Origin of the sequence: Burkholderia sp. AU30198, assembly GCF_020419825.1 — a bacterium.
In the GTDB taxonomy this organism is placed as follows: domain Bacteria; phylum Pseudomonadota; class Gammaproteobacteria; order Burkholderiales; family Burkholderiaceae; genus Burkholderia.
The window spans coordinates 1-15,070 of sequence record NZ_JAIZSA010000003.1 but is presented as its reverse complement, the minus strand read 5'-3'; the positions used below and the strand labels follow the sequence as shown (position 1 = coordinate 15,070).

The following is a 15,070-nucleotide window of genomic DNA, read 5'->3' as shown; positions in this document are numbered from 1 at the left end:
GCTGGCGCGCAGAGTGGCGAAACTGCCATTCGACGATGCCAATGCCGACATCGCGTCCGATGCCTGTTGCGCGCGGTCAGGGCGTGAAACGACGGCGATATTCGCCGGGGGAGATGCCGGTCTCGCGCTTGAACAATTGCCGAAAGCCGCTGATGTCCGCGTAGCCGACGCGCTCGCAGACGGTGTCGATCGCGAGCTTCGTTTCCGCGAGCAGCCGCTTCGCGACTTCGATCCTGAGTGTCTGCAGATACCTGAGCGGCGGCGCGCCCACGGCGTCCCTGAAGCGGCGATGGAGCGTGCGTTCGCTCATCGCGACGTGATCGCTCAGCCGGGCGAGGCTGAAGGGTTCCCGCAGGTGCTTTTCCATCCAGCGTTGGGCGCGCGCGATGGTTGCATCGTCGTGCCCGCGATGGCCCATGCGGTCGAGGTCGATGAACGAATCCTGCGAGACGCGGTTCATGTCGATCAGCATGAGCCTGGCGACCGACGCGGCAAGGCGCGCATTCGCCAGTTTGTCGATGACTCGCAGCGCGAGATTCTGGTACGAGGTGACGGCGCCGCCGCACAGTATGCCGTCCTGCTCGGTCAGGATGTCCGACGCACGCAGTGCGACGTCCGGATAGCGTGCGCGGAAGCTCGATGCTTTCGACCAGTGCGTCGTGGCAAGACGGCCGTCGAGCAAGCCGGCCTCTGCGAGCAGGAACGTGCCGGTGCAGTACGTCGCGATCAGCGTGCCGCGCGCGTGTTGCCGGCGCAGCGCGTCGAACAGTGGCGCGAGCGCTGCGGGCCGATCGAGCAGCCGCTCGAGATCCGCGACGAACGGGCTGGTCAGCCAGATCGCGTCGGCGGGACTGCTGCCGTCGATCGCGCCATCGACCGGGATGATCTGGCCGGAGGTCGCGCGCACCGGCCGCCCGCCGATCGATTCGACGCGCCAGCGAAACGGTGCGCTCGTGCGGCCCTGCGAAGTCGTCGAGGCGAGATGGTTGGCCGCCGTGAGCATGTCGGTCGGCGCGGCGACGCCGGATGCAAGGGCCTGGTCGACAACCCAGATTCGGATGAGCGGCATGAGTGGCGGAAATGGCCTCGGACAAGGGCAATACTACCATCCGGTACCGAGCGATTCCGCGGGTCGTCAGGCATGTCGATGCATGCGCTCGGTGCTCGACAATCAAAAGGCCGCCCGGCGCCGAAGCGCACGGGCGGCCTTGGATGCGTCGAGCGGCTGTGCTGTGTCGCTCAGCACTCACCCTTCTTCGCGTGTCCCGGCGGGCAGTGATAGCCGCGATCGTCGTGACCGCGATAGCGCTGGTGGTCTTCCCACTCGCGGCGTTCCCAGTAGCGGTGGCCGTCGTAGTAACGGTCGCCATGCCAGCCGACGATCACGGCGGGCGCCGGGGCGACCATGACGGGCGCAGGCGCGACGACGACCGGTGCGGGCGTGCCGATGTTGACGTCGACGTTGACGGCGTGGGCGAGGCCGGACAGCGAAAGGCCGAGGCCGGCGAAGGCAAGGGCGATCAGCGAGCGTTGCATGTTCTTTTCCGTGATGTCGTTGTAAAAGGCCGGCGCGACGCGATGGAAGCGAGGGGGACCGTTCCACCGGGGGGAACGCCGCACCGACACATGCAGTGTGCTGGCGCGCGGCGGAAAATGCGAGGCGGGTTTGTTACGGCGGATTGGCGGCCTGCAGGCGCGGGGTACGGGTGTCGGGCCGCGTCATTTGACAATGGCGGCCCGCATGTACGGATGATTGCGCGCGCGTCGCACAGCACCGGCTGGGCGGATTTGACATTCGGCGGCGTGCGGCCGCGAAGCGCGATTAACGGCGCGTTACAAAGTGACACGCGGCAGATGGCGGGATCGCCATGCCTGCCGCGCGGGGAGCGGTACGCCGGCCGTCGGGCCGGCGGTCGCCACGGATGGATTACAGATAGAACATCCGGTCCTCTTCGGGGCGCGGCGGATGGCCGTCGTCGTCCGAACCTTCTTCCTCGCCGCTGTCCTCGTAGAACGCGAGCACCGCGTCGAGCACCTGGTCGGGATCGTCGATCACCTGCATCAGATCCATGTCTTCCGGATTGATGAGGCCCATCGGGATCAGCTGATCGCGGAACCACTGCAGCAGCCCCTTCCAGAACTCGCTGCCGACGAGGATGATCGGCACGAGGCGCGACTTCTTCGTCTGGATCAGCGTGAGCACTTCGGACAGTTCGTCGAGCGTGCCGAAGCCGCCCGGCATCACGATCACCGCATCGGAGTTCTTCACGAACGTGACCTTGCGCGTGAAGAAGTGGCGGAAGCGCAGCGAGATGTCCTGGTAGTGGTTGCCGGCCTGCTCGTGCGGCAGCTCGATGTTCAGGCCGACCGACGGCGCCTTGCCGGCGTGCGCGCCCTTGTTCGCGGCTTCCATGATGCCGGGGCCGCCGCCGGAGATCACGGCGAAGCCGGCATCGGACAGCTTGCGCGCGATCTGCGCGGCGAGCTTGTAGTGCGGTGTATCGGGCTTGAGACGGGCAGAACCGTAGATGCTGACAGCCGGGCGGATCTCCGACAGGTACTCGGTCGCCTCGATAAACTCTGCCATAATCGTGAACATCTGCCACGATGCGCGCGCCTTCTTGGCCGTCGCGCGTTCTTGATCTGCGAGCGAACGCAGACTCGGAATCACTTTTCTCTTGTTCATAATGCCTGAAGAACGAAATCTGGAAGGTAAGACCCTGCTATTGGTTGACGGTTCGAGCTATCTGTATCGGGCTTACCATGCGATGCCTGATTTGCGTGGCCCTGGCGGGGAGCCGACCGGAGCGCTCTACGGAATCATCAACATGCTGCGCCGTATGCGCAAGGAAGTCAGTGCAGAGTATAGCGCTTGCGTGTTCGATGCAAAGGGCAAGACGTTCCGTGACGACCTTTATGCCGACTATAAGGCAAACCGTCCGTCGATGCCGCCCGACCTCGCCTTGCAGGTCGAACCGATCCACGGCGCGGTGCGCGCGCTCGGCTGGCCGCTGCTGATGGTCGAAGGCGTCGAGGCCGACGACGTGATCGGCACGCTCGCGCGCGAAGCCGAGCGGCACGGGATGAACGTGGTCGTGTCGACCGGCGACAAGGATCTCGCGCAGCTCGTCACCGACCACGTCACGCTCGTCAACACGATGACCAACGAGACGCTCGACCGCGACGGCGTGATCGCGAAGTTCGGCGTGCCGCCCGAGCGCATCATCGACTACCTCGCACTGATCGGCGACACCGTCGACAACGTGCCGGGCGTCGAGAAGTGCGGGCCGAAGACGGCCGTGAAATGGCTGGCGCAGTACGACAGCCTCGACGGCGTGATCGAGCATGCGGGCGACATCAAGGGCGTGGTCGGCGACAACCTGCGCCGCGCGCTCGACTTCCTGCCGCTCGGCCGCACGCTCGTGACCGTCGAGACGGCCTGCGATCTCGCGCCGCATCTCGAATCGATCGAGGCGTCGTTGAAGACCGACGGCGAAGCGCGCGACCTGATGCGCGACATCTTCGCGCGCTACGGCTTCAAGACCTGGCTGCGCGAAGTCGACAGCGCGCCGGCGGAAGGTGGCGGCGCCGATGCGCCGGAAGGCGAGCCGGCACCGGTGGTGGCGGCCGACATCGTCCGCGAATACGACACGATCCAGACCTGGGAGCAGTTCGACGCGTGGTTCGCGAAGATCGACGCGGCCGCGCTGACCGCGTTCGACACCGAGACGACCTCGCTCGACCCGATGCTCGCGCGGCTCGTCGGCCTGTCATTCTCGGTCGAGCCGGGCAAGGCGGCCTACCTGCCGGTCGGGCACCGCGGCCCCGACATGCCCGACCAGCTTCCGCTCGACGAAGTGCTCGCGCGCCTGAAGCCGTGGCTCGAATCGGCCGATCGCAAGAAGGTCGGCCAGCACCTGAAGTACGACGCGCAGGTGCTCGCGAACTACGACATCGCGCTGAACGGCATCGAGCACGACACGCTGCTCGAATCGTACGTGGTCGAATCGCACCGCACGCACGACATGGACAGCCTGGCGCTCCGTCATCTGGGCGTCAAGACGATCAAGTATGAAGACGTGGCCGGCAAAGGCGCGAAGCAGATCGGTTTCGACGAGGTGGCGCTCACGCAGGCCGCCGAATACGCGGCCGAAGATGCGGACATCACGCTGCAGCTGCATCACGCGCTGTATCCGCAGGTTGCACGCGAACCAGGCCTCCTGCGCGTGTATCGCGAGATCGAGATGCCCGTGTCGCTCGTGCTGCGCAAGATGGAACGCACGGGCGTGCTGATCGACGATGCGCGCCTGCAGGCGCAGAGCACCGAAATCGCGACGCGCCTGATCGAGCTCGAAGCGCAGGCATACGAACTGGCGGGCGGCGAATTCAATCTCGGCTCGCCGAAGCAGATCGGGCAGATCTTCTTCGAGAAGCTGCAGTTGCCGGTCGTGAAGAAGACACCGAGCGGCGCGCCGTCGACCGACGAAGAGGTACTGCAGAAGCTGGCCGAGGACTACCCGCTGCCGAAGCTGCTGCTCGAACATCGCGGGCTGTCGAAGCTGAAGTCGACCTATACCGACAAGCTGCCGCGCATGGTGAACCCTTCGACGGGCCGCGTGCACACGAACTACGCGCAGGCTGTCGCGGTCACGGGCCGCCTTGCGTCGAACGATCCGAATCTTCAGAACATTCCGGTGCGCACGGCCGAAGGCCGGCGGATCCGCGAGGCATTCATCGCGTCGCCGGGCCACAAGATCGTGTCTGCCGACTATTCGCAGATCGAACTGCGGATCATGGCGCACATCTCGGGCGACGCGTCGCTGCTGCGCGCGTTCGCGCAGGGTGAGGACATCCACCGCGCGACGGCCGCCGAAGTGTTCGGCGTGACGCCGCTGGAGGTCAATTCCGACCAGCGCCGGATTGCGAAGGTGATCAACTTCGGGCTCATCTACGGGATGAGCGCGTTCGGGCTCGCGTCGAACCTCGGCATTACGCGCGACGCGGCGAAGCTCTATATCGACCGCTATTTCGCCCGCTATCCGGGCGTCGCGCAGTACATGGAAGACACGCGCGCGATCGCGAAGGAGAAGGGCTACGTCGAAACCGTTTTCGGTCGCCGCCTGTGGCTGCCCGAGATCAACGGCGGCAACGGCCCGCGCCGCCAGGCGGCCGAGCGCGCGGCAATCAATGCGCCGATGCAGGGCACCGCGGCCGACCTGATCAAGCTGTCGATGATCGCGGTGGACGACTGGCTCACCCGCGACAAGCTTGCGTCGCGGATGATCATGCAGGTGCACGATGAACTGGTGCTCGAGGTACCCGACGGCGAACTGTCGCTGGTGCGCGAGAAACTGCCGGAAATGATGTGCGGCGTGGCGAAGCTGAAGGTACCGCTCGTCGCCGAAGTGGGTGCCGGCGCGAACTGGGAAGAGGCACACTGACGCACCGCCGCGCGGTTCCCGATTCCTGCGGCATATTGTTGCAGGGATGCTGAATATCGAGATGGTTTGCTTGTGGTCAACGCGCAAGCTCCCGGACAATGCATGTCATTGATGCGGGGGCGGCGCGCCCCGCGTTCCGGGGTTGGAAACATCGAAGTGCTTCGAACTGCACATCGATGATGTCCGAACCGGTTAATCCACCGGGTGGCGCGAATGCATCGCGTTCGCACTGTCCGGCGGCAGCAGTTTCGAATCGCAAAGGGGGAACAGATGCATCGGATCATCATCGTAGGCGGAGGCGCGGGCGGCCTGGAACTGGCGACGCGGCTCGGCGACCGTTACGGCGCGCGCGGCAATCGTTCCGCGCGTGCGCTTGTCACGCTCGTCGACCGCAATCCGACCCACATCTGGAAACCGCTGCTGCACGAGGTCGCGGCCGGCAGCATGGATCCGTTCACGCAGGAGCTCGAATATGCGGCGCAGGCGCGCTGGCATGGCTTCGAGTTCCAGCAGGGCGGGCTGACCGGGCTCGACCGCGCGGCGAAGCGCATCACGCTCTCGCCGGTCAACGACAGCGACGGCGAGGAACTGCTGCCGGCGCGCGAGCTGGAATACGACACGCTCGTGATCGCGATCGGCAGCACGACTCACTTTTTCGGCGTGCAGGGTGCATCGGAAAACGCGATCGCGCTCGATACCGTTGGCGAGGCCGAGCGCTTCCGCAAGCGGCTGATCGCCGCGTGCATGCGTGCCGAGCACCAGGCGCCGGCGCCGACCGCGCCGGGCGGGGCGGCCGAGCCGCGCATCCAGGTCGCGATCGTCGGTGGCGGCGCGACCGGCGTCGAGCTGTCCGCCGAACTGCGCAACACCGCGCAGGTGTTGTCGGCTTACGGGCTGCACAAGCTCGACCCGCGGCACGACGTCGGCATCGTGCTGATCGAATCGGGGCCGCGGATCCTCCCGGCGTTGCCGGAGCGCGTGTCGTCGGCGACGGCCGAACTGCTCGAAAAGATCGGCGTGCGGCTGATGCTCGCCGAGCGCGTGACCGAGGTGGCGCCCGGGGCCATCCATACGGCGAGCGGCAAGACGGTGCGTGCCGACCTGACGGTCTGGGCCGCAGGCATCAAGGCGCCGTCCGTGCTCGCCAATCTCGATGGCCTCCAGGTCAACAAGCTCGGCCAGCTCGACGTGCGCCGCACGCTGCAGACCTTTACCGACGACAACGTGTTCGCTCTCGGCGATTGTGCGGCATGCGCATGGCCCGGCAACGAACGCAACGTGCCGCCGCGCGCGCAGGCTGCGCACCAGCAGGCGAACTTCCTGCTGAAGGCAATCGGCTGCCGGCTCGACGGGCGCCCGTTGCCCGAATTCACGTATCGCGACCTGGGCTCGCTCGTGTCGCTCGGCCATTTCAGCGCGGTCGGCAACCTGATGGGCGGGCTGATCGGCGGCAACATGCTGATCGAAGGGCTGTTCGCACGCTTCATGTACATGTCGCTGTACCGGATGCACATCGCCGCGCTGCACGGCTATCCGAGGATGATGCTCGACACGGTCGCGCACTGGCTGCGGCGCACGACGCTGCCGCGCGTCAAGCTGCACTGAGCGCGCATTCACGCGGGGAGCGGGCGGGGACTGCGCACGTCGTGCGCGATCCCCGCCCGTTGTCTTTTGCGGGCCGCCGGGCCTGCGTTTGAGGGACTATATCGCCCGCGTGTTTTTCGTTTCAGTTCGCCAGCATCCGATCGCCCAACGGCGATCGACATGCGGCTTGTTGCATCGCGATTCGACGGGCCGCATGCGGGTTTCCGCGTGATGATCGACGTGTCGAATCGACGCGTCGTAATCGAGTCTTACATATCCGACAGTTGACGCGACAACGGATTATTGGGCATCTTGTCCGGGTTTCCGTTTGCGGCGGTGTGCCAATCGCCGCGACATCCGCGCCGCGCGCCGGCGCGATGCCCCGTCATGCCGTGTCCGTGATCGTGACGGCGGCGCCCAATCGAGGAGTGCATTCATGTTGAAACCCGAAGTCGACAGCCTGGTTCCCCACGTTCCGTTCTCGCGCCGCAAGTTCATGCAGGCCGCGCTGGGCGGGGCCTTCGCGGCGGCCGTACTGCCCGTGTCGGCGCAGACGGTCACGACCGACAGCGAAGGGCTGGACGTCGACACCGTCGAGATCCGCTCGGGTGACTCGAGCGTGCCTGCGTATCGTGCGCAACCGAAGGACAAGACGAACCTGCCGGTCGTCATCGTGATCCACGAGATCTTCGGCGTGCACGCGCACATCGCCGATGTCTGCCGCCGCTTCGCGAAGCTCGGCTATCTCGCGATCGCCCCCGACCTGTTCGCGCGGCAGGGCAATGCGGCGAAGTATCCGACGATCAAGGAGCTCGACGAGCACATCATCAGCAAGGTGCCGGACCGACAGGTGACCGAGGATCTCGATGCGACCGTCGCGTGGGCCGGCAAGAACGGCGGCGACCTGTCGCGTCTCGGCGTGGTCGGGTTCTGCTGGGGTGGCCGTCAGAGCTGGCTGTATGCGGAGCACAACCCGCACGTGCGGGCAGCCGTTGCGTGGTACGGGTTCGTCGACGGCAAGACCGACGAGATGACGCCGTTCAACCCGGTCGATCATGCATCGTTGCTGAAGGTGCCGGTGCTCGGGCTGTATGGCGAGAAGGACACGAACATCACGCAGGCGTCGCTCGCCGACATGCGCAAGGCGATCCAGACGAGCGATTCGAAGCTCGCGCGCGAATCGGAGATCGTCGTGTATCCGGATGCCGGTCACGCGTTTTTTGCCGATTACCGGCCGAGCTATGTGAAGGCCGATGCGGAGGAGAGCTGGAAGCGTGCGATCGCGTGGCTCCGCAAGTATGGCGTGATGTAAACGGCAAGCGGCGGCACATGCCGCCGCTTCGTTGCGCCTGCGCCGCGCCTGTGCTTACGGTGTCGGGCCGGTTGCGATCGGCCGCGACGGGTCGGCGCTCCATTCGCTCCACGAGCCCGGATACAGCGACGCGCCGTGCAGGCCCGCAACCTCCAGTGCAAGCGCATTGTGGCATGCGGTGACGCCGGAGCCGCATTGCAGGATCACGCGATTCGGTTCGGTGCCGGCCAGCACGGTGGAAAACGCTTCGCGCAGTTCATGGCCGGTCTTGAAGCGGCCGTCGGCGGTGAGGTTGTCCTTGAAGAAGCGGTTGCGTGCGCCCGGGATGTGGCCGCCTACACGATCGATCGTTTCGTTTTCGCCGCGATAGCGGTCGGGTGCGCGCGCATCGATCACGATGCGCGTGGGTGCGTTCACGTTGGCGAGCACGGCGGCCGCGTCGACCGTCGATTCGAGCGGTGCAGCCGCGCGGAAATCGCCGGCGGCCGGGTGGGGTACGTCGGCCGTCAGCGGCTGGCCGGCTGCTTCCCAGGCCTGCAGGCCGCCGTCGAGCACGGCGACCGAATCGTGGCCGAGCCAGCGCAGCAGCCACCACAGGCGCGCCGCATAGGCGCCGCCTTGTGCGTCGTACGCGACGACCTGCTGGCCCTGCTTGAGGCCGCGGCTCGCGAGCAGCGTGGCGAGTGCGTCGCGGGTCGGCAGCGGGTGGCGGCCGTTGGTGCCCGTCTTGCGGCCCGACAGATCGCGGTCGAGATGGAGGTACTGGGCGCCGGGGAGATGGCCGGTTGCATACGCGGCTTCGCCGGCAGCGGGATCGACGAGATCGAAGCGGCAGTCGAACAGCGCGACGCTGCCGGGCGCCGCCGCCAGGCGCTCGGCGAGATTGGCGGCGGAGATGAGTGTGGTGTAGTGGGTGTGTGGCATGACGGCTCCCTGGAGTGCGAATGGCCTGACATTCCAAGTCTAAACAAAAAAAGACGGGCCGAAGCCCGTCTTTTCGTCTGCCGGATGCCGGGCGGCGTCAAAGCGCCGCACCTGCCGTCAGATGTCGCCGAGATGGCGGCGCAGGAACTCGTGGAAGTGCTGCATGCCGTCTTCCATCGGGCTCTGGTACGGGCCGACCTGCGACTCGCCGCGTGCCATCAGCGCACGGCGGCCTGCGTCCATCCGCATCGCGATCTCGTCGTCCTCGACGGCCGTTTCCATATAGGCGGCGCGCTCGGCCTCGACGAATTCGCGTTCGAACAGCGCGATTTCCTCGGGGTAATAGAACTCGACGATGTTGGTCGTCTTCTGCGGGCCTTGCGGAATCAGCCACGACACGACGAGCACGTGCGGATACCACTCGATCATCAGGCCTGGGTAGTAGACCATCCAGATCGCGCCGAACTCCGGCGGCACGCCGTTGCGGAACTTCAGCACCTGCTCGTGCCATTTCTGGTAAGTCGCGCTGCCCGGTTTCGCGAGGGCGTTGTGCACGCCGACCGTCTGCACGCTGTACCAGTCGCCGAACTCCCATTTGAGATCGTCGCACGACACGAAGCTGCCGAGGCCCGGATGGAACGGGACGACGTGGTAATCCTCGAGGTAGACCTCGATGAACGTCTTCCAGTTGTAATCGCACTCGTGCACTTCGACGTGATCGAAGTGGTACTCGGAGAAGTCGAAGTGATGCTTCGTGCCGAGGTGGGCGAGGTCGCGCGCGACATGCCGGCCTTCGGCCTCGAACAGCAGCCCCTGCCAGTTCTGCAGCGGGCTCTTGCCGAGGTTCAGGCACGGCTTGTCGGGAAAGTGCGGTGCGCCGAGCAACTCGCCTTCCAGATCGTACGTCCAGCGGTGCAGCGGGCACACGATGTTCTGCGTGTGGCCGCGCCCGTTGAGCATGATGGCCTGCCGGTGGCGGCAGACGTTCGACAGCAGTTCGATCTGGTTCGCCTGGTTGCGAACCAGCACGCGGCCTTCCTTCTCGGACGGCAACGCAAAATAATCCCCCGCCTCGGGCACCATCAACTCGTGCCCGACGTAACGAGGTCCTTTCTTGAAGAGGGTTTCGATCTCGCGCTCGAGTAGCGCCTCATCGAAGTATGCAGTGACTGGAAGCTGGCTGTGAGCCGACTTCAACTGAAGCGCATCGCTCAGATTGGACATTCCCACTCCCGGTGTTAGCGTGAAAGCAGTGAACAACCCAACCATCGAAAAATCGATTTAGGGAAACGGGGAATTATACCCGGTTCGCCTCGTAAGGCTAGGAATAAGTGCCTGATTTGTGTCAATTTTTTGTCGGTCGACAATCGGGCGGCGCACAATGTGTGTCGAAGATGGGGCCGGAATATGTACCGGGGGGGCACGACGGCAGGTCGGAAAATTCTCTTTTGCCGTAGAATGTCCGACTTGTTTTGAAATTTGACACCCTCGTCCATGGCGAAAACCGCATCCCCTGGCGCCACGCCGCCCGGTAATGGCACCGAACCGTTGCCGGACAATTACGAGATGGCGCTCGCGGAACTCGAGACGCTGGTTACCCGGATGGAAGGCGGCGCGCTGAGCCTCGAGGATTCACTGGCGGCGTATCGCCGCGGTGCGACCCTCGTTGCGTTTTGCCAACAGCAGCTCGAGAAAGTGGAGCAGCAGGTTCGCGTGCTCGACGGCGCGACGCTGAAGCCGCTTTCGTCCGGAACGGCCGCCACGGACGGCGAAGACGACGATCTATGACATTCGAACAATGGATGCGGTCCGTGCTTGACCGCGTCGAGGACGCACTCGGCCACTATCTGCCCGCTGAAACCGCGATGCCGGCGAAACTTCACGAGGCGATGCGCTATGCGGTCCTCGGCGGCGGCAAACGCGTTCGCCCGCTGCTGTGCCATGCAGCAGGCGAACTCACCGGCGCGACGGAAGCGGCGCGCAATGCGGCGGCGGCAGCACTGGAGATGATCCATGTCTACTCGCTCGTGCACGACGACATGCCGTGCATGGACGACGACGCGCTGCGCCGCGGCAAGCCGACCGTGCACGTGCAGTACGACGAGCCGACGGCACTGCTCGTCGGCGACGCGCTGCAGTCGCAGGCGTTCGTTGCGCTGACCGATGCCGCGGCGCTGTCGCCGGTGCAGCAGGCTGCGCTCGTGCGCGAACTGGCGCTGGCGAGCGGCTCGATCGGCATGGCCGGCGGGCAGGCGATCGACCTGGCGAGCGTCGGCCTCAAGCTGACGCGCGAGCAGCTCGAGACGATGCACCGGATGAAGACGGGCGCACTGTTGCGCGCAGCCGTGCGGATGGGCGCGCTGGCTGGCGAGACGCCGTCCGCGGAAACGATGGCTGCGCTCGACGTGTACGCGGGGGCCGTGGGTCTGGCCTTCCAGGTCGTCGACGATATTCTCGACGTCACGACCGATTCGGCGACGCTCGGCAAGACGGCCGGCAAGGACGCAGCGAACGACAAGCCGACCTATGTATCGATCCTCGGCCTCGAGGCGTCGCGCGAGCTCGCAGCGCAACTGCGCACCGAAGCGCACGACGCGCTGAAACCGTTCGGCGCACGCGCACAGCGTCTCGCCGAACTTGCCGACCTGGTAGTGAACCGGGTCAGCTGACGCGAAAGCCCGCCGCCGCGCACACGCTACGGTGCGTGCAACAGAATGCGGGCGCGTTTGATTTCCTACAATGGAACGACGATGTACGACTTGCTGAAAACCATCGACGACCCGGCGGATTTGCGCCGCCTCGATCGTCGCCAACTTCAACCGCTCGCGGATGAACTGCGCGCGTTCGTGCTCGACAGTGTGTCGAAGACGGGCGGCCATTTGTCGTCCAACCTCGGGACGGTCGAGCTGACGATCGCGTTGCACTACGTGTTCAACACGCCGAACGATCGCATCGTCTGGGACGTGGGTCACCAGACCTACCCGCACAAGATCCTGACGGGCCGCCGCGACCAGATGCATTCGCTGCGTCAGCAGGACGGCATCTCGGGTTTCCCGCGCCGTTCGGAGTCGGAATACGACACGTTCGGCACCGCGCACTCGAGCACGTCGATCTCGGCCGCGCTCGGCATGGCGATCGGCAGCCAGCTGAACGGCGACGACCGCTTCTCGATCGCCGTGATCGGCGACGGCGCGATGACGGCCGGCATGGCGTTCGAGGCGATGAACAACGCGGGCGTGTCGGAAGATGCGAAAGTGCTCGTGATCCTGAACGACAACGACATGTCGATCTCGCCGCCGGTCGGCGCGCTGAATCGCCATCTCGCGCGCCTGATGTCGGGCCGCTTCTACGCGGCCGCGCGCGCGGGCGTCGAGCGCGTGCTGAGTGTGGCGCCGCCGGTGCTCGAACTCGCGCGCAAGCTCGAGGAGCACGCGAAGGGCATGGTCGTGCCGGCCACGCTGTTCGAGGAGTTCGGCTTCAACTACATCGGCCCGATCGACGGTCACGATCTCGATTCGCTGATCCCGACGCTGCAGAACATCCGCGAACTGCGCGGCCCGCAGTTCCTGCATGTGGTGACGAAGAAAGGCCAGGGCTACAAGCTCGCCGAAGCCGATCCCGTGCTTTACCACGGCCCCGGCAAGTTCAACCCGGCCGAAGGCATCAAGCCGTCGACCACGCCCGCGAAGAAGACGTACACGCAGGTGTTCGGCGAATGGCTGTGCGATGAAGCCGAGCGCGATTCACGCGTGGTCGGCATCACGCCCGCGATGCGCGAAGGCTCGGGCATGGTCGAGTTCGAGAAGCGCTTCAAGGATCGCTACTATGACGTCGGCATCGCCGAGCAGCACGCGGTGACGTTCGCGGGCGGCATGGCAACCGAAGGCCTCAAGCCGGTCGTCGCGATCTACTCGACGTTCCTGCAGCGTGCTTATGACCAACTGATCCACGACGTCGCGCTGCAGAACCTGCCGGTCGTGTTCGCGATCGACCGTGCGGGCCTCGTCGGCGCGGACGGTGCGACGCACGCGGGCGCGTACGATCTCGCGTTCATGCGCTGCATCCCGAACATGACGATCATGGCTGCGTCCGACGAGAACGAATGCCGCCAGATGCTGCACACGGCGCTGCAGCAGCCGAACCCGACCGCGGTGCGCTATCCGCGCGGCGCGGGCACGGGCGTGGCGACGGTGAAGGAATTCACCGAGATCCCGCTCGGCAAGGGTGAAGTGCGTCGCCAGACGTCGCAGCCGGAAGGCAAGCGCGTCGCGATCCTCGCGTTCGGCACGATGGTCGCACCGTCGCTCGCCGCAGCCGAGGAGCTCGATGCAACCGTCGCGAACATGCGCTTCGTGAAGCCGGTCGATGCGGCGCTCGTGCGTGAACTCGCCGAGACGCACGACTACCTCGTCACGGTCGAGGAAGGTTGCGTGATGGGTGGCGCGGGCTCGGCCTGCGTGGAAGCCCTGATGGAGAGTGGGGTTATCCGACCCGTACTACAATTGGGCCTCCCTGACCTGTTCATCGATCACGGCGACCCCGCGAAGCTGCTGTCGCAATGCGGCCTCGACGGCGCGGGTATCGCGAAATCGATTCGCGAACGCTTTCTGAATCCGGCGGCCGACGTCGCCGGTCAGGCGAAGCGCGTCGCATAAGCTGGTGCCGCCCGCGGGCGGTGCCGGTGCGACTGGCGCAACCGGTCTTCATTGATGCGGAAAACATGGGCCTGCGGGCCCATGTTGCTTTTCCGGCTGCCGCATGATGCGGCGTGCGCGTCGTCGAACGCGCGGCTTACAAGGATTGAACAAGATGAACCAGATGAATCCCGCCTTCGTGATGCCCGACGTGCAGAGCACGGTGGATACCCGCCAGATTCCGATTCAGCGCGTGGGCGTGAAGGCGGTCCGGCATCCGTTGACGGTGTGTACCGAAAGCGGCGACGTGCAGCCGACCGTCGGTGTCTGGAACCTCGACGTCCGTCTGCCGGCCGACCAGAAGGGCACGCACATGTCGCGCTTCGTCGCGCTGCTCGAAGAGAACCGCGCGCCGCTGACGGTCGAGCGTTTCCGCGCGATGCTCGCATCGATGCTCGAAAAGCTTGAGGCCGAAGCTGGTCGCATCGAAGTCACGTTCCCGTACTTCGTGAACAAGACGGCACCGGTGTCGGGCGTGCAGAGCCTGCTCGACTATGAAGTGACGCTCGCGGGCGAAAGCCGCAACGGCGACACGCGCCTGTTCCTGAAGGTGCTCGTGCCGGTGACGAGCCTGTGCCCGTGCTCGAAGAAGATCTCGCAGTACGGCGCGCACAACCAGCGCTCGCACGTGACGATCGACGCGGAGCTCGCGGCCGACCTGCCGGTCGAGGCGCTGATCCGCATCGCGGAGGAAGAGGCATCGTGCGAGCTGTGGGGCCTGCTGAAGCGTCCGGACGAGAAGTTCGTCACCGAGCGTGCGTATGAGAATCCGAAGTTCGTCGAGGATCTCGTGCGCGACGTCGCGCAGCGTCTCGACGCGGACGAGCGCGTGATGGCCTACGTGCTCGAAGCCGAGAACTTCGAGTCGATCCACAATCACAGCGCGTATGCGCTGATCGAACGCGACAAGCGGCAGGCGGCATAACGCCGCGGCGTTTTGTCGCGCCGATAAAAAAGCCGCTCGGATGAGCGGCCTTTTTGTTTGCCGTGACCCATCCTGAAATAGGTTGACACTTTTTCGCCGAGGCGAGGAGGTGCCAGATGGAGCAAGGGATCAAGCGGACGCAGCGGGACTACAGCCTGGCTTTTAAGCTGTCGGTGGTGGTGCAAGTCGA

General features: G+C 65.5%; 13 protein-coding genes. 7 read left to right on the top strand and 6 right to left on the bottom strand.

All coding sequences use genetic code 11. The features are described from left to right. Nucleotides 1-76 precede the first annotated feature (76 nt). From LGN19_RS08915 to LGN19_RS08905, 3 genes are all read right to left on the bottom strand, one after another. Nucleotides 77-1,069: a GlxA family transcriptional regulator gene (locus LGN19_RS08915; protein WP_122949163.1), complete on the bottom strand. Its 993-nt coding sequence runs from the start codon at nt 1,067-1,069 to the stop codon at nt 77-79. Between the two features lie 170 nt (nt 1,070-1,239). Next, complete coding sequence (locus tag LGN19_RS08910; protein ID WP_226214062.1) at nt 1,240-1,536, bottom strand: hypothetical protein; 297 nt, start codon at nt 1,534-1,536, stop codon at nt 1,240-1,242. 391 nt (nt 1,537-1,927) lie between these two features. Continuing rightward, nucleotides 1,928-2,686, bottom strand: a complete 759-nt coding sequence (locus tag LGN19_RS08905; protein ID WP_122949165.1) for a TIGR00730 family Rossman fold protein — start codon at nt 2,684-2,686, stop codon at nt 1,928-1,930. 1 nt (nt 2,687) lies between these two features. On the opposite strand from LGN19_RS08905, the gene polA reads away from it, so the two are divergent. The 3 genes from polA (at nt 2,688) to LGN19_RS08890 (ending at nt 8,337) form a co-directional block, all read left to right on the top strand. After that, the gene (gene polA, locus LGN19_RS08900) at nt 2,688-5,441 is read left to right on the top strand and encodes a DNA polymerase I (RefSeq protein ID WP_226214060.1); all 2,754 of its coding nucleotides are present in this window, start codon (nt 2,688-2,690) and stop codon (nt 5,439-5,441) included. Between the two features lie 270 nt (nt 5,442-5,711). Then, nucleotides 5,712-7,046 carry an NAD(P)/FAD-dependent oxidoreductase gene (locus LGN19_RS08895; RefSeq protein WP_226214058.1) on the top strand — a complete coding sequence of 445 codons (1,335 nt, stop codon included), beginning with the start codon at nt 5,712-5,714 and terminating at the stop codon, nt 7,044-7,046. A gap of 415 nt (nt 7,047-7,461) precedes the next feature. Further along, nucleotides 7,462-8,337: a dienelactone hydrolase family protein gene (locus LGN19_RS08890; protein WP_175221794.1), complete on the top strand. Its 876-nt coding sequence runs from the start codon at nt 7,462-7,464 to the stop codon at nt 8,335-8,337. Nucleotides 8,338-8,391: 54 nt separating this feature from the next. On the opposite strand, the gene LGN19_RS08885 is transcribed toward LGN19_RS08890, so the two are convergent. Together LGN19_RS08885 and LGN19_RS08880 are read right to left on the bottom strand one after the other, a co-directional pair. Continuing rightward, entirely contained in the window at nt 8,392-9,261 is an 870-nt protein-coding gene (locus LGN19_RS08885) for a sulfurtransferase (protein ID WP_226214056.1), read from the bottom strand. A gap of 117 nt (nt 9,262-9,378) precedes the next feature. After that, nucleotides 9,379-10,485, bottom strand: a complete 1,107-nt coding sequence (locus LGN19_RS08880) for an aromatic ring-hydroxylating oxygenase subunit alpha (protein WP_226214054.1) — start codon at nt 10,483-10,485, stop codon at nt 9,379-9,381. Between the two features lie 270 nt (nt 10,486-10,755). Here LGN19_RS08880 and LGN19_RS08875 point away from each other — a divergent pair, with 270 nt between their 5' ends. The 4 genes from LGN19_RS08875 to folE2 all read left to right on the top strand — a co-directional run bounded on the left by LGN19_RS08875 (nt 10,756) and on the right by folE2 (nt 14,880). Further along, the gene (locus tag LGN19_RS08875) at nt 10,756-11,049 is read left to right on the top strand and encodes an exodeoxyribonuclease VII small subunit (RefSeq protein ID WP_122949171.1); all 294 of its coding nucleotides are present in this window, start codon (nt 10,756-10,758) and stop codon (nt 11,047-11,049) included. Further along, nucleotides 11,046-11,930, top strand: coding sequence for a polyprenyl synthetase family protein (locus tag LGN19_RS08870; RefSeq protein WP_122949172.1), 885 nt, complete (start codon nt 11,046-11,048; stop codon nt 11,928-11,930). Before LGN19_RS08875 ends, LGN19_RS08870 begins: the two co-directional genes overlap by 4 nt. 81 nt (nt 11,931-12,011) lie before the next feature. Further along, nucleotides 12,012-13,916 carry a 1-deoxy-D-xylulose-5-phosphate synthase gene (gene dxs, locus LGN19_RS08865; protein WP_226214052.1) on the top strand — a complete coding sequence of 635 codons (1,905 nt, stop codon included), beginning with the start codon at nt 12,012-12,014 and terminating at the stop codon, nt 13,914-13,916. Nucleotides 13,917-14,070: 154 nt separating this feature from the next. After that, entirely contained in the window at nt 14,071-14,880 is an 810-nt protein-coding gene (gene folE2 / locus LGN19_RS08860) for a GTP cyclohydrolase FolE2 (RefSeq protein ID WP_122949734.1), read from the top strand. On the opposite strand, the gene LGN19_RS08855 is transcribed toward folE2, so the two are convergent. Next, nucleotides 14,832-15,070, bottom strand: a 239-nt coding sequence (locus tag LGN19_RS08855) for a hypothetical protein (protein ID WP_226214051.1), incomplete at its 5' end; no start/stop codon positions are given. The genes folE2 and LGN19_RS08855 overlap by 49 nt on opposite strands.

Bases quoted from the DNA above. Each gene is read 5' to 3' on its own strand.
- LGN19_RS08915 (WP_122949163.1), bottom strand. From the start codon at position 1,069: ATGCCGCTCATCCGAATCTGGGTTGTCGACCAGGCCCTTGCATCCGGC.
- LGN19_RS08910 (WP_226214062.1), bottom strand. From the start codon at position 1,536: ATGCAACGCTCGCTGATCGCCCTTGCCTTCGCCGGCCTCGGCCTTTCG.
- LGN19_RS08905 (WP_122949165.1), bottom strand. From the start codon at position 2,686: ATGAACAAGAGAAAAGTGATTCCGAGTCTGCGTTCGCTCGCAGATCAA.
- polA (WP_226214060.1), top strand. From the start codon at position 2,688: ATGCCTGAAGAACGAAATCTGGAAGGTAAGACCCTGCTATTGGTTGAC.
- LGN19_RS08895 (WP_226214058.1), top strand. From the start codon at position 5,712: ATGCATCGGATCATCATCGTAGGCGGAGGCGCGGGCGGCCTGGAACTG.
- LGN19_RS08890 (WP_175221794.1), top strand. From the start codon at position 7,462: ATGTTGAAACCCGAAGTCGACAGCCTGGTTCCCCACGTTCCGTTCTCG.
- LGN19_RS08885 (WP_226214056.1), bottom strand. From the start codon at position 9,261: ATGCCACACACCCACTACACCACACTCATCTCCGCCGCCAATCTCGCC.
- LGN19_RS08880 (WP_226214054.1), bottom strand. From the start codon at position 10,485: ATGTCCAATCTGAGCGATGCGCTTCAGTTGAAGTCGGCTCACAGCCAG.
- LGN19_RS08875 (WP_122949171.1), top strand. From the start codon at position 10,756: ATGGCGAAAACCGCATCCCCTGGCGCCACGCCGCCCGGTAATGGCACC.
- LGN19_RS08870 (WP_122949172.1), top strand. From the start codon at position 11,046: ATGACATTCGAACAATGGATGCGGTCCGTGCTTGACCGCGTCGAGGAC.
- dxs (WP_226214052.1), top strand. From the start codon at position 12,012: ATGTACGACTTGCTGAAAACCATCGACGACCCGGCGGATTTGCGCCGC.
- folE2 (WP_122949734.1), top strand. From the start codon at position 14,071: ATGAACCAGATGAATCCCGCCTTCGTGATGCCCGACGTGCAGAGCACG.